15 protein-coding genes and 1 riboswitch are annotated in these 19,831 nt (G+C 67.2%); of the genes, 6 read left to right on the top strand and 9 right to left on the bottom strand.

What is annotated here, in order from left to right; genetic code table 11:
- Positions 1 to 32: 32 nt before the first annotated feature.
- Positions 33 to 1,283: a DUF819 family protein gene (locus AC5P8R_RS15390; RefSeq protein ID WP_053496043.1), complete on the bottom strand. Its 1,251-nt coding sequence runs from the start codon at positions 1,281 to 1,283 to the stop codon at positions 33 to 35.
- 142 nt (positions 1,284 to 1,425) lie between these two features.
- On the opposite strand from AC5P8R_RS15390, the gene AC5P8R_RS15385 reads away from it, so the two are divergent.
- Positions 1,426 to 1,830: a VOC family protein gene (locus tag AC5P8R_RS15385; RefSeq protein ID WP_164077722.1), complete on the top strand. Its 405-nt coding sequence runs from the start codon at positions 1,426 to 1,428 to the stop codon at positions 1,828 to 1,830.
- A gap of 86 nt (positions 1,831 to 1,916) precedes the next feature.
- On the opposite strand, the gene AC5P8R_RS15380 is transcribed toward AC5P8R_RS15385, so the two are convergent.
- Both AC5P8R_RS15380 and AC5P8R_RS15375 read right to left on the bottom strand, forming a co-directional pair.
- Positions 1,917 to 3,203, bottom strand: coding sequence for a sensor histidine kinase (locus AC5P8R_RS15380; RefSeq protein ID WP_014648010.1), 1,287 nt, complete (start codon positions 3,201 to 3,203; stop codon positions 1,917 to 1,919).
- A complete protein-coding gene (locus AC5P8R_RS15375; protein ID WP_014648011.1) occupies positions 3,190 to 3,903 on the bottom strand; it encodes a response regulator transcription factor in 714 nt (237 codons plus the stop codon). The genes AC5P8R_RS15380 and AC5P8R_RS15375 overlap by 14 nt, the downstream gene beginning before the upstream one ends.
- Positions 3,904 to 4,034: 131 nt before the next feature.
- On the opposite strand from AC5P8R_RS15375, the gene AC5P8R_RS15370 reads away from it, so the two are divergent.
- From AC5P8R_RS15370 to AC5P8R_RS15355, 4 genes are all read left to right on the top strand, one after another.
- On the top strand, positions 4,035 to 5,738 hold the full coding sequence (locus AC5P8R_RS15370) for an ArnT family glycosyltransferase (protein ID WP_495223599.1): 1,704 nt from the start codon (positions 4,035 to 4,037) through the stop codon (positions 5,736 to 5,738).
- Between the two features lie 111 nt (positions 5,739 to 5,849).
- Positions 5,850 to 6,617, top strand: coding sequence for a phosphatase PAP2 family protein (locus AC5P8R_RS15365; RefSeq protein WP_041863683.1), 768 nt, complete (start codon positions 5,850 to 5,852; stop codon positions 6,615 to 6,617).
- Positions 6,614 to 8,263 carry a phosphoethanolamine transferase gene (locus AC5P8R_RS15360; protein ID WP_495223598.1) on the top strand — a complete coding sequence of 550 codons (1,650 nt, stop codon included), beginning with the start codon at positions 6,614 to 6,616 and terminating at the stop codon, positions 8,261 to 8,263. Before AC5P8R_RS15365 ends, AC5P8R_RS15360 begins: the two co-directional genes overlap by 4 nt.
- A gap of 597 nt (positions 8,264 to 8,860) precedes the next feature.
- Positions 8,861 to 10,825 (top strand): M2 family metallopeptidase, encoded by a 1,965-nt coding sequence (locus AC5P8R_RS15355; RefSeq protein WP_014648015.1) that lies wholly within the window; start codon positions 8,861 to 8,863, stop codon positions 10,823 to 10,825.
- Positions 10,826 to 10,945: 120 nt separating this feature from the next.
- Here AC5P8R_RS15355 and AC5P8R_RS15350 read toward each other — a convergent pair whose 3' ends face one another.
- From AC5P8R_RS15350 to AC5P8R_RS15340, 3 genes are all read right to left on the bottom strand, one after another.
- On the bottom strand, positions 10,946 to 11,338 hold the full coding sequence (locus tag AC5P8R_RS15350) for a hypothetical protein (protein WP_014648016.1): 393 nt from the start codon (positions 11,336 to 11,338) through the stop codon (positions 10,946 to 10,948).
- Between the two features lie 68 nt (positions 11,339 to 11,406).
- Complete coding sequence (locus AC5P8R_RS15345) at positions 11,407 to 12,300, bottom strand: siderophore-interacting protein (RefSeq protein ID WP_014648017.1); 894 nt, start codon at positions 12,298 to 12,300, stop codon at positions 11,407 to 11,409.
- Between the two features lie 140 nt (positions 12,301 to 12,440).
- On the bottom strand, positions 12,441 to 13,667 hold the full coding sequence (locus AC5P8R_RS15340) for a multidrug effflux MFS transporter (protein ID WP_032960036.1): 1,227 nt from the start codon (positions 13,665 to 13,667) through the stop codon (positions 12,441 to 12,443).
- A gap of 299 nt (positions 13,668 to 13,966) precedes the next feature.
- A riboswitch (glycine riboswitch) is annotated at positions 13,967 to 14,069 on the top strand.
- A 62-nt stretch (positions 14,070 to 14,131) separates the two neighbouring features.
- On the opposite strand from AC5P8R_RS15340, the gene gcvP reads away from it, so the two are divergent.
- Entirely contained in the window at positions 14,132 to 16,999 is a 2,868-nt protein-coding gene (gcvP, locus tag AC5P8R_RS15335; RefSeq protein WP_014648019.1) for an aminomethyl-transferring glycine dehydrogenase, read from the top strand.
- A 91-nt stretch (positions 17,000 to 17,090) separates the two neighbouring features.
- Here gcvP and AC5P8R_RS15330 read toward each other — a convergent pair whose 3' ends face one another.
- From AC5P8R_RS15330 to AC5P8R_RS15320, 3 genes are all read right to left on the bottom strand, one after another.
- Positions 17,091 to 17,501 (bottom strand): VOC family protein, encoded by a 411-nt coding sequence (locus AC5P8R_RS15330; RefSeq protein WP_005418291.1) that lies wholly within the window; start codon positions 17,499 to 17,501, stop codon positions 17,091 to 17,093.
- 138 nt (positions 17,502 to 17,639) lie between these two features.
- Positions 17,640 to 19,007 carry an amino acid permease gene (locus tag AC5P8R_RS15325; RefSeq protein ID WP_014648020.1) on the bottom strand — a complete coding sequence of 456 codons (1,368 nt, stop codon included), beginning with the start codon at positions 19,005 to 19,007 and terminating at the stop codon, positions 17,640 to 17,642.
- 82 nt (positions 19,008 to 19,089) lie between these two features.
- Positions 19,090 to 19,812: an AraC family transcriptional regulator gene (locus tag AC5P8R_RS15320; RefSeq protein ID WP_014038112.1), complete on the bottom strand. Its 723-nt coding sequence runs from the start codon at positions 19,810 to 19,812 to the stop codon at positions 19,090 to 19,092.
- Positions 19,813 to 19,831 lie beyond the last annotated feature (19 nt).

The following is a 19,831-nucleotide window of genomic DNA, read 5'->3' as shown; positions in this document are numbered from 1 at the left end:
GCGAACCCGCAACAGGATCGTCCGGCCAGGACTCAGGCGCCGGCCATCCACTTCAGGATCAGGCCGGTGACATACGCCAGCCCGGTGCCGGTGGCATAGCCCACCGTACCCAGCAGCACGCCCACCGGCGCCAGCGTCGGATGGAAGGCTGCGGCCACCACGGGGGCCGAGGCGGCCGCGCCGATGTTGCCCTGCGAACCGATCGCGAAGAAGAACAGCGGCGCGCGCAGCAGCTTGGCTACCCCCCACAGCACCAGCACGTGCGTGGCCATCCAGATCGCGCCAAGCAGGAACAGCCACGGCCGATCCAGCAGCGACAGCAGGTTCATCTGCATGCCGATGCAGGCGATCAGGAAGTACAGGAACACCGTGCCCAGCCGCGAAGCGCCTGCGGCTTCCAGCCGGCGCGCACGGGTGAAGCTCAGGCCCAGGCCCATCGCCGTGGACAGCAGGATCACCCAGACGAACTGGCTGTCGAGGCTGAACTGGCTGGCCCAGCTGACATTGGCCTTGAACCAGCCCGACAACGGCGCGGCGATGGCATGGGCCAGGCCGACGCCACCCAATGCCACGCCAACGATCACCATCAGGTCGGTCATGCTGGGAATGCGCGCGTTCTGTGCCTCGTAGGCGCTGATGCGTGCCTTCATCTCGTCGATGGCGCGGGTGTCGGCACCGTTGCGGGTATCGATCTGCTGCGCGCGGTTGGCCAAAAACAGCAGGATCGCCATCCACAGGCTGGCGCAGGCCACGTCGACCACCGCGAACTGGCCAAAGGTGGTGGCATCGGTGCCGAACACCTCGCGCATGGCCACCATGTTGGCGCCGCCACCGATCCAGCTGCCGGCCAGCGCGGCCATGCCGGCCCAGGTATCACCGGCCACCGTTTCCGGATGGATCAGCTTCATCAGCTGGAACGAGACGATGGCGCCGAGCATGATGCCGGCGGTACCGGCACAGAACACGATCAGCAGCTTTGGGCCGAGCTTGATGACGCCTTTCAGGTCGATCGACAGTGTCAGCAGGACCAGCGCAGCGGGCAGCAGCACGTCGCGCGCGACCGGGTTGTAGAGCGAGGTGTTGTGGCCATCGATGACACCGGCGGTGTTGTAGATGGCGGGGATGAAGTAGCACAGCAGCAGTGCCGGCACCCAGGCGAAGATCTTCTTCAACAACGGGGTCGGACCACTGGCGGCCCAGAAGATCAGGGCCAGGGTGGCGGCAATCAGGCCCAGTCCAACGATGTCGTTGCTGATCAGGGCGGTAGCGGGTTCGGTCGGCATGGGATCCTCTGTCGATCGAAAGAGCGGAGAAAAAAAAGCGCCGCATGAAGCGGCGCAGGTCGAGATTAACATTGTCTTCACGCCTGGTCATGCTGCGCTGCTTGTCGCCTTCCCCTGCATTGACGACATTGCGGCATCACCGTTGTGGAGCAGGCCCAAGCAGCTTGGTGCGTTCTCTGTCAGCCTGTCCGTGAAGGACCTGGCCGCCTCCCGCGCGTTCCACGAAGCCCTCGGGTTCTCGGTCACCGGTGGCGATCCCACGCAGAACTGGCTGGTAATGCGCAGCAACGGCACGGTCATCGGGCTGTTCCAGGGCATGTTCGAGGGCAACCTGCTGACCTTCAACCCCGGCTGGGACCAGCACAGGCAGGAGCTGCCCCACTTCCAGGATGTGCGTGAACTGCAGGCGGAACTGGATGCCAAGGGCATCGAACTGGCAGTCCGCACTGACCCCGATGGCCAGGGGACCGGCTACCTGCAGCTGGCCGATCCCGACGGCAACGTGATCCTGATCGACCAGCACGTGGCGCGGCCGAACGGGCGGTAATGCGAACAGCCATTGCGTGGGTAGGCGTCGACCTTGGTCGACGGGCCGCATGCCAACCAAGGTTGGCATCTACCAGGACGGCCGGATCAGGCCGGGCGCGAGGCACTGAAATCGAGCGTGACACGCGTTCCGCGCGGCTCGCAGGGCTGCAGCTGCAGGGTCCAGCCCAGGTGCTCGCACAACCGCGCGATCAGGTCCAGGCCGATGCCGCCGCCACGATCGGCGCGTCCGCCACGGGCCATGCGCGCGTGGATGGCGGCAATCTCCTCCGGGCTCATGCCATGCCCTGGGTCCTGCAGCGTCAGCACCGCCGACGCACTCAACTGCAGCTCGATATGGCCGCGGCCGCTGTTCTCGATGGCATTGCGCAGCAGGTTGCCGATCGCCGCCTGCACCACTGCCATCGGCGCAACGATATCCACCGGCGCCGCCTGGATGCCGATGCTCAGGTCCTTGTCACCGAGCAGGTGGCGATGGTCGTCGACGATCTCCGGCAGCAGCTGGTCCAGGGCGATGCGCTCGGCACGCGCGGCCAGGCGTGCCGGATCACGCGCCAGCACCAGCAGCAGCTCGATCAGCTGCTCCACGCTCTGCGCTGTGCGCAACACCCGCTGCATCTGCTGGCGGGCGCGCTCGGGCAGGCCCGGTTGCTCCAGCGCGAGCTCGGCAGCACCGGTCATCACCGCGATCGGCGTGCGCAGTTCGTGGCTGGCGGTGCTGATGAAGACCCGCTCGCGCTCGACGAACTGCTCGTTGCGGTCCAGGTAGTCGTTCAACGCACCGGCGATGGTATGCAGCTCAGCGCTGCCGCGCGGATCGACTTCGATACGCTGGCCCTGCACGCCCGGCCGCAGCCCGGCAATGTGCTGTGCCAGCAGGCTCAACGGACGCACCATCCGCTCCATGCCGAACGACGCCATCAGCACTGTGACGAAGATCATGATCACCCCGGCCAGCATCACCCAGCGCGTGGCGAACTGTTCCAGGTCATGGAAATCGGAGATGTCAAGCGCCAGCGCCACCCGTCCCATCGACTGCGTTTCACGGACCATCACCGCCGTCTCGCGGCCCTTGACCATCACTCCGTCATGCAACCCAGGATGCAGGGAGCGCAGGCTCTCTGGCAGATTGACTGCGTCAAAGCGGTACAGGCTCAGCGTGTCCGAGTCCTGCCAGCGATAGTGAGGTTCGTGCTCGACATGCTCGACGATGCTGTCCAGTTCGGAATTGAGCAGCGCGCGCCACGCGGCGTGCTCGGCGTGTTCGTGCACGTAGTTGCCGACACTGAATACTGCAATCGACAGCAGTGCCAGGTACCCGAGCAACCACCACACCACCCGCCGGTACAGCGGCCCCGGCTTACGCGCCCTCATCAGCATTCCTGCCTGCGTCGGCAGCGTCCATCAGCGCCAACCGATAGCCCACCCGCGGCAGCGTATGGATCAGCTTGTCGGCAAACGGGCCGTCGACGCTGCGGCGCAGCTCGTAGACATGCGAGCGCAGCAGATCGCCATCCGGTGGCTCGTCGCCCCACAGGGCGAACTCCAGCTGCTGGCGGGTGACCGCACCGGGGCTGGCGCGCATCAGCACTTCCAGCAGCTTGCGGCAGGCCGGGTACAGGTGCAGCACCTGGCCACCACGCTGGGCTTCCAGGGTCGCCAGGTCCAGCACCAGGTCGCCCACCTGCAGGCGCTTGCGCGGATTGCGGCCCTGCGCGCGCAGCAGCAGCGCCTCCAGCCGCACTTCCAGCTCGGGCAGGGCGAACGGCTTGGTCAGGTAGTCGTCGGCACCGGCGCGGAAGCCGGCGATCTTGTCCGGCAGCTCGTCGCGCGCGGTCAGCATGATCACCGGCACCTCCGACGCGTGCTCGGCGCGCAGGCGACGCAGCACCTCCGGCCCCTCCATGCGCGGCAGCATCCAGTCCAGGATCACCGCATCGTAGGGGTGGCTGCCTGCCAGGTGCAGGCCGGTGATGCCATCCGGGGCCACGTCGAGCACGTGCCCGCGCGACTCGAAATAGTCGAACAGGTTGGCCACCAGCTGGCGGTTGTCCTCGATCACCAACAGACGCATGCACGAAAGATCCACGGAAGTTCGTACCATGGTAGCGCCGACCATGTCGGAATGCGGTCGCCCTGCGCCCGCTCCGACGCCTTTCCTACCCCAGCCACGTCAGAGTGGCGGTTTTGCTCCCGGAGCCTGCCGTGCCCGTAGCCCTGCCCCGCCGTTGGCGCCTGCCCCTGTTGTGGCTGCTGATCATCGCCGCGTTGGCCGCCGGTATCGGCCTGCGCCAGCCGCAGCCGCCGGACGAGCCGCGCTTCGTGCTGGCGGCCCGTACCATGGTCGAAAGTGGGGAATGGCTGCTGCCGCACCGGGGCGTGGAGCTGTACGCGGAGAAGCCGCCGGTCTTCATGTGGCTGCAGGCGGCCGCTTACGAGGTGGTCGGCAGCTGGCAATGGTCGTTCCTGCTGCCGTCGCTGCTGGGCGCCCTGCTCAGCCTGTGGCTGGTGTCGGACCTGGCACGGCGGCTGTGGTCACCCCGGCATTCCCTGTACGCCCTCGCGGCGCTGTTCTGCACCCTGCAGTTCGGCCTGATGGCCAAGCGCGCGCAGATCGACATGGTGCTGGTCGGCATGACCACGGTGGCCCTGTGGGGATTGATGCGCCACCTGTGCGAGCGCCGCAACCTGCCCGCGCTGTGGCTGGCCGGTTTCGCCGCTGGCCTCGGCACGGTGACCAAGGGCGTGGGGTTCCTGCCGCTGCTGATGGTGCTGCCGTGGTTCGGCTGGTGGCTGTACCAGCGCCGCCGCGGGCGCAGCGTGGACGGTCCGCACCCGGCAACGCTGCTGTGGCTGATCCCGGCCTTCCTGCTGGGCGTGGCGGTGTGGCTTGCCCCGCTGGGCTGGGCATTGCTGCATGAGCCCAGCGCGTCCCTGCAGTCCTACGCCCACGAACTGCTGTTCAAGCAGACCGGCACCCGCTACGCCAACGCCTGGCACCACCGCCAGCCGGTCTGGTACTACCTGCAGGTGATCCTGACCTTGTGGCTGCCGGGCAGCCTGTTGCTGCCGATGCTGTTCAAACCCTGGTGGCGCCGCATCCGCCGTGGTGACTGCCGGCAATGGCTGCTGTTGGGCTGGGCGCTGCTGGTGCTGGTGTTCTTCAGTGCCAGCCCCGGCAAGCGCGAGGTCTATGTGCTGCCAATGCTGCCGGCGATGGCGCTGGCGGTGGCCCCGCTGTTGCCTGGCCTGCTGCGACGGCTTTGCGTGCGGCGCTACCTGTTCGGCTACACCGTGGTGCTGATGCTGGCCACCGGCGTGCTCGGCGTGATGCTGATGACCGAACATCCGTGGGCCCTGGCGCAGCTGGAACGGCGGGCGATGCCCGATTCGCTGCTGCCGGTGCTGGGAGATGGCCTGCTGACCTTTGCCATTGCCCTGGCCACGTTGATCGTGTGGCTGCGGGTGCGACGTGCCGCAACGCTGGTGTTGCTGACCCACGGCATGCTGTGGATGCTCTACGGCCTGGTGCTGATCCCGGCGCTGGATCCGTACGCATCAGCGTCGGCGGTGATGCGCCGGGTGGGCGCGCGGATCGGCCCGGATGCGGAGCTGGCACTGGTCGCCTGGCGCGAACAGAACCTGCTGCAGGCAGATCGGCCGGTGCGCGAGTTCGGCTTCAAGCGCCCGTGGGCCGAACAATGGCATGACGCCGGCCCGTGGCTGGCCGAGGCGCCGGGCAAGCGCTGGGTGCTGGTGCTGGACGATGCGATGAGCCCCTGCGTGGACCGGGCCAAGGTGATCGACATCGGCATTGCCAACAGGAATCGTTGGCAACTGCTTCCCGGTACGGCCTGGGACCCGAAGTGCCACGCCGAGCGCACCGGATCGACCGCCGAAGAAGACTGAACGGTGACGCGCGCCGGGGACTCATTAACCCGGCGCGAACGGGCGTCCGACCCTTCTCCGACATCGAGGTGACGAGCATGAGCGCGGATTCCCGAACCGCCCCTTCCCAGCATGCCCGTTCGTCCCATTGATGCGGCAGCGCCGCTTGCGACATCACCACTGGCGTCAAGATTCGCCGTAACTCACTTCTGGCTGCCTGTCGCAATCGGTCTGCCCGTGTTTACGCTGCTGATGGGTTTCGGCGGTGATCAATGGGTGGCCGATCACCTGTTCCGCCTCGAAGGTGGCCACTGGGCGTTGCAGGACGCCTGGGTCACCCGCACGGTGGTGCACAAGGCCGGCAAGTGGCTGAGCACGTCGGCGGCGCTGGTCGCGATCCTGTTGTGCGTGCACCACTGGCGCAAGGGGGGCGATCGCACCCTGCGATGGGCGCTGCTTTATGTCGTAATTGCCATGGCGCTGGGTACGGGCGTGATCTCCCTGCTGAAGACCCTGGTGCCGATGGAATGTCCCTGGGACCTGCTGCGCTACGGTGGCCATCAGCCCTATATCGGGCTTTTCACGCAGCGCCCGGCCGGCATGGCCGCACAGGCCTGCTTCCCTGCCGGCCACGCCAGCGCAGGCTATGCGTGGCTGTGCCTGTACTATTTCGCCCTGCTGTGGCGCCCGTCATGGCGCTGGGCAGGCTTGTGGATCGGCCTCGGCACCGGCCTGGTGTTCGGCATCAGCCAGCAGCTCCGGGGCGCGCATTTCCTTTCGCATGATGTTGCCACCGCGTTGATATGTTGGCTGCTGTCACTCGGCCTGTACCTGATCGTCAAAGGCATCCTGATCCGCCGTCAGCTGGACCGTCCCAACCGCCAGGAGGCAAACGCATGAGTGCATCGGTCCAACGCCCCGCCCGCCCTTCCGCGCTGGCGGGTCTTCGCCACTGGCGGCCACAGCTGTCCACCGAAGCACTGATCGCCTTCACCAGCCTGTTCTTCGCGGTGGCCGGCAACGGCCTGTTCTGGCACAGCGCGATGGCCAGCCATCCGGGCAGCCTGCGCTACGCGCTGTCGCTGCTGCTGTTGCTGCTGGGTGCGCACGGCGTGCTGCTGGGCATCCTGGTCTGGCGCTGGAACGCCAAAGTGGTGATCAGCCTGCTGCTGCTGGTGACCGCATTCGCCGCACACTACATGAGCCGCTACCACATCTACCTGGATGCGGACATGCTGCGCAACGTGCTGGCGACCGACCCCAAGGAAAGCCGCGAGCTGATGACGGTATCGCTGCTGTGGCCGGTACTGCTGCTGGCAGTGCTGCCGATGGTGGTGCTGTGGCGCGTGCAGCTGCGCCGCCGCAGCTGGGGCCGCAGCCTGCTCTGGCGCGTCGGCTTCCTGGTGGTGGCGGCAGTGACGGCTGTCGGCGGCGCGTTGATCTCGTTCCAGGATGTCTCGGCACTGATGCGCAACCAGCGTGAAGTGCGCTATCTCGCGACACCGGCCAATGTCCTGTTGGGCATGCCGCGTGCATTGCGTGGCGACAATCCGGTGCAGCGCGCGCCGAAGCTGCCGATCGGCACCGATGCCAAGGCCACCCCGCGCGCGCCGGCCAGCAAGCCGCGCCTGCTGGTGATCGTCATGGGCGAGACCGTGCGTGCGCAGAACTGGGGGCTCAACGGTGGCCGCAACACCACCCCGGAACTGGCGCAGGCCAGCGTGATCAATTTCCCGGACATGCATTCGTGCGGCACCAGCACCGAGGTTTCGTTGCCGTGCCTGTTCTCGCCGTGGGGCCGCCATGACTACGACGAGAAGAAGATCCGCGCGCACCAGTCGCTGCTGCACGTATTGAACCGTGCCGGCATCGCACCGTTGTGGCGTGACAACCAGTCCGGCTGCAAGGGCGTGTGCGAAGGCCTGGACTTCCAGTCGCTGTCCGATGCCACCACGCCGGGCCTGTGCGCCGATGGCCGCTGCATGGACGAGATCCTGCTGCAGGACCTGGCCACCCAGGTACGCGCCAGGCCCGGCGACCGGGTGGTGGTGCTGCACCAGCTGGGCAACCACGGTCCGGCCTACTTCGAGCGCTATCCGCCCGCATTCCGCCGTTTCACCCCGACCTGCGATACCCGTGACATTGGCCGTTGCTCGCGCGAAGAGATCACCAACAGCTACGACAATGCCGTGCTGTACAGCGATCACTTCCTGACAAAGACCATCGGCACGCTGCAGGGCATGCAGGATTACGACACGGCGATGATCTACCTGTCCGACCACGGCGAGTCGCTGGGCGAGAAGGGCCTGTTCCTGCACGGCGTGCCCTACGCCATCGCCCCGGCCGAGCAGACCCGGGTACCGATGACGATGTGGTTCTCGCCAGGCTTCGCCAGCAGCCGTGGGCTGGACCTGCAGTGCGTGCGCAAGCGTTCGGCGGCGTATACCGACCATGACAACCTGTTCCCGTCGGTGCTGGGCCTGATGCAGGTGAAGACCTCGCTGTACGAACGCGACCGCGACGTGTTCGCCAACTGCGAGAGTTGAGGGGTGTTCGGCAGGGCTTGCAGCCCTGCACCTGCAGGGGCAACGGCCGAAGCAACAGCAACAGCGTGCATTCCGTGGGATGGTGGGGTGGGTCCGGTGGCGGGAGACGCCGTAAACCCATCCTTGGGGGCTTGGCCGCGGCATCCATGCCGCGGACGCTCCCGCCACCGGACCCACCCCGCCTTCGACAGTTTTCCGCGATCTGTTGGAACGATCTTGTGGTCAGATCCGTTTTCCGGAGGAAAACGGATCTGACCCCATTTTGATTGTCGATACCTGACAGATGTGTCGACCAAGGTCGACACCTACCAACAGCCGCCACGATCTGTCAGAGGTGGGGCGGTGTGGGCTTGCAGGACCGTTGGCGCCATGGATGGCGCCATCGAGCCCCCATGGATGGGTTTACGGCGTGTCCTGCAAGCCCACACCGCCGCGCCATCCCACGGATACCCCGCTGTTGCGGTTGCTTCGGCGGTTGCTGTTGCTTGTGCTCTGGCCTCTGCGGGTGCCGGGCGCCGCCCGGCCGACTTCCGCCACTTGCGGAGGCAGCGGCTGCCCACTAGCCTTCGGCCGTCGTTCACCACCCAAGGACCGCCCGTGAAACACCGTCATCTCCTGCTGGCCTCGGCAATCGCCGCCGCCACGCTGGCCCTGGCCGCCTGCAAGAAGGAAGCTGCCCCAGGCACCGATACCGCCAGCAGCAGCGCCCCGGCCGGCGAAACCGCCGACCAGTTCGTGGCCCGCATCAATGCCGAGTTCAAGGCCGCCTACCCGGAGATGACCTCGGCGCAGTGGCTGTCCTCCACCTACATCAACAGTGATTCGGAACGCATCGCAGCCAAGGCCAACGAGCGCTCGCTGACCCAGCTCAACAGCTGGATCGAACAGGCTGCGAAGTTCGACGGCAAGCCGATGAGCGAGGACAGCAAGCGCGCGATCCACCTGCTGAAGCTGATGTCGTCGATGCCGGCACCGCGCGACCCGGCCAAGCTGGCCGAGCTGACCCAGATCGCCACCCGCATGGAAGGCAGCTATGGCGCCGGCAAGTACTGCACCGATGCCAACGATCCGAACTCCTGCCGCCAGCTGGGCGAGCTGGAGCAGGTGCTGGCACGCAGCCGCGACTATGACAAGCAGCTCGACGCCTGGCAGGGCTGGCACAGCACCACCAAGAACATGCGCGGCGACTACCAGAAGTTCGTCGGCCTGGTGAACGAAGGCGCCAAGGGCATGGGCTTCACCGATGCCGGCGAGATGTGGCGCAGCGGCTATGACATGCCGCCGGAGCAGATCGGCCCGGAAACCGACCGCCTGTGGGAACAGGTCAAGCCGATGTACGAGCAGCTGCACTGCTACGCACGCGGCAAGCTGGACAAGACCTACGGCAAGGACAAGGCCGAAGTGGGCAACGGCCTGATCGCCGCGCACCTGCTGGGCAACATGTGGCAGCAGGACTGGTCGAACCTGTGGGACCAGCTGGAACCGTACCCGGGCGCCGGCAGCCTGGACATCACCGCGGCGCTGGAGAAGCAGTACCAGACCAACCTGAGCGCGGCGCTGGCCAAGGCCGGCAAGGATGCCAACGTGGCCGCGCAGTACAAGGCGCAGCGCGAGGCCGAACTGCGCACCGCCAAGCAGATGACCGAACGCGCGCAGGACTTCTACGTATCGCTGGGCATGCCGTCGCTGCCGCAGTCGTACTGGGAACGCACCCAGTTCATCAAGCCCGATGACCGCGATGTGGTCTGCCACGCCAGCGCCTGGGACATGAACATGGAAGGCGACGTGCGCACCAAGATGTGCATCAAGCCGAACGAAGAGAACTTCACCACCATCTACCACGAGCTGGGCCACATCTATTACGACCTGGCCTACAACCCGCTGCCGCCGCTGTTCCAGGGCGGTGCCAACGATGGGTTCCATGAAGCGATCGGCGACACCATCGTGCTGGCGATGACCCCCAAGTACCTCAGCTCGATCGGCCTGGTCGATGCGCCGACCGAAAGCCGCGAAGCGGTCATCAACAACCAGATGCGCATGGCGCTGTCGGGCGTGTCGTTCCTGCCGTTCGGGCTGATGATCGACCGCTGGCGCTGGGGTGTGTTCGATGGTTCGATCACCGCCGACAACTACAACAAGGCATGGTGGGACCTGAAGGCCAAGTACCAGGGCGTGGCGCCTGCCAGTACCCGTGGCGAGGAGTTCTTCGATCCGGGCGCGAAGTACCACGTGCCAGGCAACACCCCGTACACCCGCTACTTCCTGGCGCGCATCCTGCAGTTCCAGTTCTACAAGGGCCTGTGCGACGCGGCCGGCTACAAGGGCCCGCTGCATGAGTGCACCTTCTACGGCAACAAGGAAGCCGGCCAGAAATACTGGGCGATGCTGAGCAAGGGTGCCAGCCAGCCGTGGCAGGCCACGCTGAAGGAGCTGACCGGCACCGACAAGCTCGATGCCGGCCCGATGATCGAGTACTTCACGCCGGTCAACGAGTGGCTGAAGCAGCAGAACGAAGGCCAGATGTGCGGCTGGCAGGCCAACGCGGCACCGGCGGCGAAATGAGAAAAGGGGCGGGTCCGCAAGGATCCGCCCCTTCCTGGTAGTGCCAGGCCGCTGGCCGGCAACCACGCGATGAAGACCCCGCGGGCAGCCGGCCAGCGCCCGGCTCTACCGGAATGCCTGTCAGCTGTCCTTCTTCGCCGCCATCGCCGCGGCCAGGTCCGCCTTGAACTCCTCGAAGGTCTGGCCCTTTTCCTTCGCTTCGGCCTGTGCGGCGTCGCGCAGCGCATCGGAGTACATCAGGCGCACCGGCGTGCCGTTGCGCTCGTGCAGTTCACCGGCCTGCATGATCAGCGCCAGTACCTGCGCGGCGGAGTCACTGTGGCCGGCGATACGGCCGTCCATGCCCAGCACCCATTCGCCATCGCGGCGCACGACACCGGCCAGCAGGGTGCGCTGCGCGTCGCGCAGTTCCGCATGCGGCTCCACCGGCGAGGCCTGGGCAGCGGCCTTGTTGGCGGCCTGCTTTTCCTGGCGACGGCGCTGGTCGCGGCGGGTCTTGGAGCTGGTGGACATGGTGCGGTACCGCTGCGAGGGGGGCGCAAGGATAGCGCACCCCGCCCGCCACACCGCTTCACACCCCCTCAGTCCAACACTTTCCCGTGCCGCCAGTAACCCATGAAGGTGATCGTGCGGCGGTCCAGCCCGCACTCGCGGACCAGATGGCGACGGATCGCCATCACCGCTCCCGCCTCGCCTGCCACCCAGGCATACAGCGGCCCGGCCACGCTGGCATCGGCCTGTTCCCAGAGGATCTGCGCGTCGACGTCGATCTCTTCCAGTTCTTCGCCAGCGACCACGCTCGAGGCGGCCAGGCGCGCCTGCACCGCCTGCAACAGAGGCGCCCCGTACGCCGCCCGCCCGCGCGGCAACCAGACCAGCTCGGCCGTGGCCGGCGCCTTCAGGCGAACCGCATCACCGGCCTGCGCCACTTCCAGCAGGGCCAGCGTACGCGGCGGATCCACCCTGGCCGCCAGTTCCTCGAGAATCCCGGCCACTGCCGGCAGCGCGGTCTCGTCAGCCACCAGCAGCACCTGGCCAACGCCGGCCGGCGGCTTCCATTCCCAGCCCTCGCTGCTGTCGGCGCAGTCGGCATCCGGGGCCAGCAGCACCACGCGGTCGCCCGGCCGTGCATGGATGGCCCATCGCGAGGCCGGCCCGGTCTCGCCATGCAGCACGAAATCAACATCGACCTCGCCCTGCTCTGCACGCAGCTGGCGGAGGGTGTAGGTGCGCATCGGCGGGCGCTGATCGTCCGGCAGGGCCCGATAGCGTGGGTACCAGTCCTCGCCGCTGGGGACCTGCGGCGCCTCCTGGCCGGGCAAGGGGAAGAACACCTTGATGCGCTGGTCCGGCCCTCCGGTCGTCATCCGCGCCACGTCGGCACCGGTGAACACCATGCGGTCCAGGGAAGGGGAAAGAACGCGGCGCTCCTTCAGCGCCACCTCGAACAGGCGGTAGGTCTGCTGCGCAGCCATGGGGAACCTCATGCAACGACAGTGGATCGGCTGGCTGTCGTGCACCTGTGCACCGGCTGGCTGGAGTGCCCAGCCTAGTCCGGCGGTTTCCCGCCGCAAGCGTTGCGGGCGCCACGGCCCGCCCTACCCCTGCGCGCTGCTCAGTGACCCGTGCAGGCTGCCTGCGCCGCGCGTTCGCGCCGGTGTTCCCAGTACCAGAACACGAAGCCGGCGCCGAAGAACCCGGCCTGGCCCAACGCCAGGTGCAGCGGGCTGGCGCTGAGCAGCGGCGACACCACGCCGGCCACCACGGTGCTGATCATCAGCTGCACGAAGGCCTGCAGCGACGAGGCCAGGCCGCGCTGGTGCGGGTACATGTCCAGCACCGCCAGCGCCAGGATCGGGAAGATCAGCGCCATGCCCATGCCACCCAGGAAGATCGGCAGCACCGCCCACGGCAGCACGAACTGCGGCGCCAGCGCCACGTAGCCGACGTTCAGCAGCACCGACAGCGCGCACAGGCCGAAACCAATGGATACCTGGCGGGTGGGCGTGGTGTGCCCGGCCATGCGCCCGGACAGGAACGAGCCGGTGGTCATGCCGCCGATGGTGGGGATGAACAGCCAGGCGAAACCGCCCTCGCCCAGGTGCAGGTGCTGCATCACGAACACCGGTGCCGAGGAGATGTACAGGAAGATGCCACCGAAACCGATGCTGCCGGCCAGCGCCAGGCGCAGGAAGCGCGGATTGAAACCGATGCGCACGTAATCACGCATCAGCACCCGCGGCGACAACGGAACGCGCGCTTCGAGCGGATGGGTCTCCGGCAGGTAGCGGGCGGTGGCTGCCAGCAGAACCAGTGCGAACACCACCAGGAACCAGAAGATCAGCGGCCAGCCAGCACCGCTGAGCAGGATCCAGCCACCGATGATCGGCGCGATCGCCGGGGCGATGCCGAACAGCATCGACACCTGGCTCATCAGCCGCTGCGCGTCGTGACCGTGGTACAGGTCGCGGATCACCGCGCGGCCGACGATCATGCCGACGCCTGCGGACAGGCCCTGCAGGGCGCGGAACCCCAGCAGCGTGGTCAGATCGGTGGACAGCGCACAGCCGACCGAGGCGCCGACGAACACCACCAGGCCGCCGAGGATCACCCGCTTGCGGCCCCAGGCATCGGACAGCGGGCCGTGTGCCAGGCTCATCAGGCCGTAGAACAGCAGGTACACGCTGATGGTCTGCTGCACCGCCACCTCGTCCACCGCCAGGCGCTGGGCCAGCTGCGGGAACGCGGGGAAGATGGTGTCGATCGAGAACGGACCGAACATGGCCAGGCCGGCGAGCAGCAGGGCCATGCGGCGGGTGGAAGGAGCAACAGCGGCGGTCATGGAGAAGGCGTCCGGCAGGGCCATGCGCGGCACGCACGGCGGGCGCCAGTCCCCTGCAGCAGGGACGGCGCCAGATGAATTCGGGTATCCGCCCATCATAGGTGGGGATTGCGCCTGACGCCATGCAGCAGTGCACAAAACGCACGGGCGGGCCATCGGCCATTCAGGCGCCGCGGCCGGGCCCGCAGGCGGCTGGCGCGCCCCCAACGGGCTATAATCGGCGGGCAACACGGTGGGAGAAGCGGAACACCGCTGCCGAAGGCGCAACGCCCGTAATCGCTCAGGCCCGATACCACCCGTAACACAACTCTGGAGAGACCGGTTCGATCCGGCGCCGAAGGGGCACGAAGCCGCGGTTTTCCGCGCTTCCAAACTCTCAGGCAAAAGGACAGAGGGGCGCCCCGCAGACCGCCGACCGGCGGCTTGTGCCCGTGCGTGTGCCCTTTCCTGACGGATCCTTCGCCATGTCCCAGAACACCCCTTCCCTGCGTGAGCTCGAGCACCACAATGCGTTCGTCGAGCGCCACATCGGCCCCAACGATGCCGAGATCGCGCAGATGCTCGACGTCGTCGGCCACGCGTCGCTGGATGCGATGACCGATGCCATCGTACCGGCCAAGATCAAGTCGCCGGCGCCGCTGGCACTGCCGGAATCGATGACCGAAGTGCAGGCACTGGCGAAGATCCGTGCGATCGCCGACAAGAACACCGTGCTGCGCAGCTTCATCGGCCAGGGCTACTACGGTACCCACACGCCGAACGTGATCCTGCGCAACATCCTGGAAAACCCGGCCTGGTACACCGCCTACACCCCGTACCAGGCCGAGATCTCGCAGGGCCGCATGGAAGCGCTGATCAACTTCCAGACCCTGTGCGCCGACCTCACCGGCATGGAAATCGCCAACGCCTCGCTGCTGGACGAAGCCACCGCCGCAGCTGAAGCGATGACCCTGGCCAAGCGTTCGGCCAAGTCGAAGTCGGACACCTTCTTCGTGCACGACGCCGTGCACCCGCAGACCCTGGAACTGCTGCGCACCCGCGCCGAGCCCATGGGCATCGTGCTGCGCGTCGGCACCCCGGCCGAGGCACTGGAAGCAGAAGCCTTCGGCCTGCTGCTGCAGTACCCGGACACCTTCGGCCAGATCGGCGACTACAAGGCGCTGGTCGAGGCCGTGCACGCGCGCGGCGGCCTGGTGGCCGTGGCCACCGACCTGCTGGCGCTGACCCTGCTGGCCGCCCCGGGCGAATGGGGTGCGGACATCGTGGTCGGCAACAGCCAGCGTTTCGGCGTGCCGTTCGGCTTCGGCGGCCCGCACGCCGCATTCATGGCCTGCCGCGACGCCTACAAGCGCTCGATGCCGGGCCGCCTGATCGGCGTCTCGGTCGATGCCCAGGGCAACCCGGCCTACCGCCTGACCCTGCAGACCCGCGAGCAGCACATCCGCCGCGAGAAGGCCACCTCCAACATCTGTACCGCACAGGTGCTGCTGGCGGTGATGGCCTCGATGTATGCCGTGTACCACGGCCCGGAAGGCCTGACCCGCATCGCCCGGCGTACCCACCGCCTGGCCTCGATCCTGGCCGCCGCGCTGCGCGAGGCCGGCGTGCAGGTCGGTGGCGACTTCTTCGATACGCTGCACATCACCGGCGTGCATGCCGATGAGATCCACGCCAAGGCACGCGCCGCCGGTTACAACCTGCGCGCGATCGACAGCGACTCGGTCGGCATCAGCCTGGACGAGACCGCCACCCGCGGCGACGTGGTCGCGCTGGCCGCCGTGTTCGGCGCGCAGGCCGACATCGATGCGCTGGATGCCAGCACCGCCGACGCACTGCCGGCCGGCCTGCTGCGCCAGTCCGCGTTCCTGACCCATCCGGTGTTCAACACCCACCACAGCGAGCACGAACTGCTGCGCTACCTGCGCTCGCTGGCCGACAAGGACCTGGCGATGGACCGCACGATGATCCCGCTGGGCTCGTGCACCATGAAGCTCAACGCCACCGCCGAGATGATCCCGGTGACCTGGCCGGAGTTCTCGCAGATCCACCCGCTGGTGCCGGCCGACCAGGCGCTGGGCTACAAGGAACTCATCGACACGCTGGAAGCGATGCTGGTCGAATGCACCGGCTATGACGCGGTCAGCCTGCAGCCGAACTCCGGCGCGCAGGGCGAGTACGCCGGCCTGCTGGCGATCCGCGCCTACCACCGCTCGCGCGGCGAAGGCCACCGCGACATCTGCCTGATCCCGGATTCGGCGCACGGCACCAACCCGGCCTCGGCGCAGATGTGCGGCATGAAGGTGGTGGTGACCAAGACCGATGCCAACGGCAACGTCGACGTCGAGGACATCCGCCTCAACGCCGAGAAGTACAGCGACCGCCTGGCCGCGATCATGATGACCTACCCGTCCACGCACGGCGTGTTCGAGGAAGAGGTGGTGGAGATCTGCGAGATCATCCACAAGCACGGCGGCCAGGTGTACACCGACGGTGCCAACATGAATGCCCTGGTCGGCGTGGCCAAGCCGGGCAAGTGGGGGTCGGACGTTTCGCACCTGAATCTGCACAAGACCTTCTGCATCCCGCACGGCGGTGGCGGCCCGGGCGTCGGCCCGTGCGCGGTCAAGGAGCACCTGGCCCCGTTCCTGCCGGGCAAGCTGGGTGACAACGGCCCGGTCGGCATGGTCAGCGCGGCCAGCTTCGGCAGCGCCTCGATCCTGCCGATCAGCTGGATGTACATCGCGATGATGGGCCGCGACGGCCTGCGCAAGGCCACCCAGGTCGCGCAGCTCAACGCCAACTACATCGCCAAGCGCCTGGCCCCGCACTTCAAGACCCTGTACACCGGCCGCAACGGCCTGGTGGCGCACGAGTGCATCCTGGACGTGCGCCCGCTGGAGAAGACCAGCGGCATCGGTGCCGAGGACGTGGCCAAGCGCCTGATCGACTTCGGCTTCCATGCCCCGACCCTGAGCTTCCCGGTGGCCGGCACGCTGATGGTGGAGCCGACCGAAAGCGAATCGCTGCACGAACTGGATCGCTTCATCAACGCGATGATCCAGATCCGCGAGGAGATCACCGCGATCGAAGACGGCCGCCTGGACCGCGAGGACAACCCGCTGAAGAACGCGCCGCACACTGCCACCGCAGTGACCGCCAGCGAGTGGACCCACGCCTACCCGCGTGAACTGGCCGCCTTCCCGCTGGCCAGCCTGAAGCAGAGCAAATACTGGCCGCCGGTGGCGCGTGTCGACAACGTGTACGGCGACAAGAACGTGATGTGCGCCTGCATCCCGGTCGATGCCTACAAGGATGATGAAGTCGAGGCGTGATTCCTCACTGCATCGGTAAAGAAAGCGGCCCGCGCAAGCGGGCCTTTTTCATGGGGCGTGTGGACCAAGGCCCACACCCACAAGCATCCGATCACGGGTCCGGCATCTGCCCCAGGCTCAACTGCCACGACACGCCAAAGCGGTCCTGCACCCAGCCGTAGCGATTGCTGAAGTCATAGTCGCCCACCGGCATCAACCAATGGCCGCCCTCACCCAGCACGCGTGCCGCGCGCTCGAACTGCTCGGCACCGGAACACTCGACGAACAGCGAGATCGACGGCGAGAAGGTGAAATCGTGCACGTCCAGGCTGTCGAAGCACAGGTAGTGGGTGCCACCGAGCAGGAAGATGGCCTGGCGGACCTGCCCCGGCACGCCGGCGCCGGCCCCCTCGGGATGGCGTTGCAGGGCCAGCAGCCGGAAATCGGCAAAGGCTTCGGCGTACAGGGCCAGCGCGGCCTCGGCCTGGCCGGTGAACATCAGGAAGGGACGGCTGCGCAGCATGCGGTACTCCTGGTCGACGGGCCGATGACGGCCTGCCTGCACAGTGCCACGCGGAGTGTGTTCCTGTTGTAGAGCCGAGCCCATGCTCGGCTGGCGATCGCGCAAACAGCAGCCGACCGCAGGGTCGGCTCTACAGAATCACGCCTGGCGCATGCGCCGCGCGATGGCACTGCTGGCGGCGATCGTGGCGGTCAACGCCACCATCGACAGGAACTGCAGGCGGGTGTGCGACTCACTCAGCAGCAGGCCGAAGATCAGCGCAAGGATCGCCAGTGCACAGCAGGTCAGCCACGGGAAACCGGCCATGCGGAACGGCAGTCGGGTACCCAGACGATCCGCGCGACGACGCAGCACCAGCTGCGAGACCAGCGACAGCGTCCACACCAGCAGGCAGGTGGAACCGACGATGTTCAGCAGCACCGGCAGCACCCGGTCCGGGAACAGCAGTTCCATCACCGTGGCGGCAAAGCCGAACAGCACGCTGGCCAGCACGGCGATCACCGGCACCTGGCGCGGGTCGGTCCAGCCAAGCACGGCCGGCGCTTCGCGACGCTGCGCCAGCGAATACATCATGCGCGAGGCGCCGTAGAGGTTGGCATTGAGCGCCGACAGCAGCGCGATCACGGCGATCAGCGTGATGGCGGTACCAGCGCCCGGGATGCGGGCGATGTCCAGCACGGCGGCGAACGGCGACTTCAGCGCCTCGCTGGTCCACGGCACCACGGCGATGATCACGCTCAGCGAGCCGATGTAGAACACCAGGATGCGCCAGGCCACGGTGCGGATGGCACGGGCAATGCTGCGCTCGGGGTCTTCGGTTTCGGCCGCCGCCACGGCCACGATCTCGGTGCCGCCGAAGGCGAACACCACCACCAGCAGCGCCGCGCCGATCCCGGCCAGGCCCTTCGGCGCAAAACCACCGTGTTCGGTGAAGTTGCTCAGGCCCGGGGAGGTCACCTGCGGCAGCCATCCCATCAGCAGCGCCACGCCAATGGCGATGAACGCCAGGATCGCCGCGACCTTGAGGATGGCGAACCAGAATTCGAACTCGCCGAAGTTCTTCACTCCGAGCAGGTTGATCGCGGTGAAGAACAGCATGAACGCCAACGCCGCCATCGGTACCGGTATCGCCGGCCAGACCGTGGCCAGCAGCCCGGCCGCACCCACTGCTTCGGCGGCGATCACGATCACCAGCTGCACCCACCACAGCCAGCCCACGGTGGCACCGGCGGTAGCGCCCATGGCGTCGGCTGCATACACCGAGAACGCGCCGCTGGTGGGCTTGGCCGCCGCCATCTCGCCCAGCGCGTTCATCACGATGATCACCAGGGCGCCAGCCACAAGATACGAAACCAGCACCGCCGGACCGGCCGCCTGCACACCCACGCCCGAGCCGAGGAAGAGGCCGGCGCCGATGGCGCTGCCCAGGCCCATCATGATCAGCTGGCGGGGCTTGAGCGAATGTCCGAGGCGGGACGGCGAAGCGGTCGGAATCGAGTTGGGCATCGGCGGGGCTGGCGGCGGGCTACAGGGGCGACACCTTACCCTGTCCCGTGCCCACGGGGATAGGCACAGCGCAGCAGGCCGCTCAGGCCAGCGCCGGCTCGCCGACGTTCCCACCGATACGGGCACGATAGGCACGCGGCGAGAAACCGGTTTCAGCCTTGAACTTGCGGGTGAAGGCACTCTGGTCGCTGAAACCGCAGGCCTGGCCGATGCAGGCGATGCTGTCGTCGCCATGCAGCAGATGCATGGCCATCTGGATCCGCAGCCGGGTCAGCACCTGCTGCGGGGTCATCTGGAACACCTTGCGGAAGCTGCGCTCCAGCTTGGACAGCGAAAAGCCGGTGATGTCCAGCAGGGTCTGCATGCGCACGTTCTCGGCGTAGTGCGCGTTGAGGTGGGCCAGCGCCAGCCGCAGCTGCTCGTACTGGGTGCCGAGGCTGTCCTTCTGGCCAAGGTCGCGCGAAATGCCGATCAGGCCCTCGATGGCCCCGTCGACCACCAGCGGGCGCTTGCAGGTCAGGCACCAGCCCGGTTCGCGGTTGGCGAACAGGTGCAGCTCCATCAGGTTCTCGATCACCTCACCGGACAGCACACGGGCGTCCTGGTCAACGTAGTCCGCACTGAGGCCGGTCGGGTAGATTTCGGCCGCCGTACGCCCGATCACGTCCTTGCGCGCGCGCAGACCCAGCCGCCGCAGCATGGTCTGGTTGACGTGGGTGTAACGCCCCTGGCGGTCCTTGATGAAGAACAGCACATCCGGGATGGCGTCGAACAGGGCTTCGATGTCGGCGGGCTCGACTCGCATGCGGCAAGCATACCCGAGC

This window comes from Stenotrophomonas sp. YJH_SMC_73 (assembly GCF_059370155.1).
The sequence above is the reverse complement of the archived record's forward strand: the minus strand, read 5'-3'. Positions and strand labels throughout refer to the sequence as shown.

Excerpts from the sequence above, each read along its gene's own strand:
- AC5P8R_RS15345 (WP_014648017.1), bottom strand. The coding sequence starts at position 12,300 with ATGGCTGCGCAGCAGACCTACCGCCTGTTCGAGGTGGCGCTGAAGGAG.
- AC5P8R_RS15360 (WP_495223598.1), top strand. The coding sequence starts at position 6,614 with ATGAGTGCATCGGTCCAACGCCCCGCCCGCCCTTCCGCGCTGGCGGGT.
- gcvP (WP_014648019.1), top strand. The coding sequence starts at position 14,132 with ATGTCCCAGAACACCCCTTCCCTGCGTGAGCTCGAGCACCACAATGCG.
- AC5P8R_RS15350 (WP_014648016.1), bottom strand. The coding sequence starts at position 11,338 with ATGTCCACCAGCTCCAAGACCCGCCGCGACCAGCGCCGTCGCCAGGAA.
- AC5P8R_RS15330 (WP_005418291.1), bottom strand. The coding sequence starts at position 17,501 with ATGCTGCGCAGCCGTCCCTTCCTGATGTTCACCGGCCAGGCCGAGGCC.
- AC5P8R_RS15320 (WP_014038112.1), bottom strand. The coding sequence starts at position 19,812 with ATGCGAGTCGAGCCCGCCGACATCGAAGCCCTGTTCGACGCCATCCCG.
- AC5P8R_RS15340 (WP_032960036.1), bottom strand. The coding sequence starts at position 13,667 with ATGACCGCCGCTGTTGCTCCTTCCACCCGCCGCATGGCCCTGCTGCTC.
- AC5P8R_RS15375 (WP_014648011.1), bottom strand. The coding sequence starts at position 3,903 with ATGCGTCTGTTGGTGATCGAGGACAACCGCCAGCTGGTGGCCAACCTG.
- AC5P8R_RS15325 (WP_014648020.1), bottom strand. The coding sequence starts at position 19,007 with ATGCCCAACTCGATTCCGACCGCTTCGCCGTCCCGCCTCGGACATTCG.
- AC5P8R_RS15365 (WP_041863683.1), top strand. The coding sequence starts at position 5,850 with ATGCCCGTTCGTCCCATTGATGCGGCAGCGCCGCTTGCGACATCACCA.
- AC5P8R_RS15390 (WP_053496043.1), bottom strand. The coding sequence starts at position 1,283 with ATGCCGACCGAACCCGCTACCGCCCTGATCAGCAACGACATCGTTGGA.
- AC5P8R_RS15380 (WP_014648010.1), bottom strand. The coding sequence starts at position 3,203 with ATGAGGGCGCGTAAGCCGGGGCCGCTGTACCGGCGGGTGGTGTGGTGG.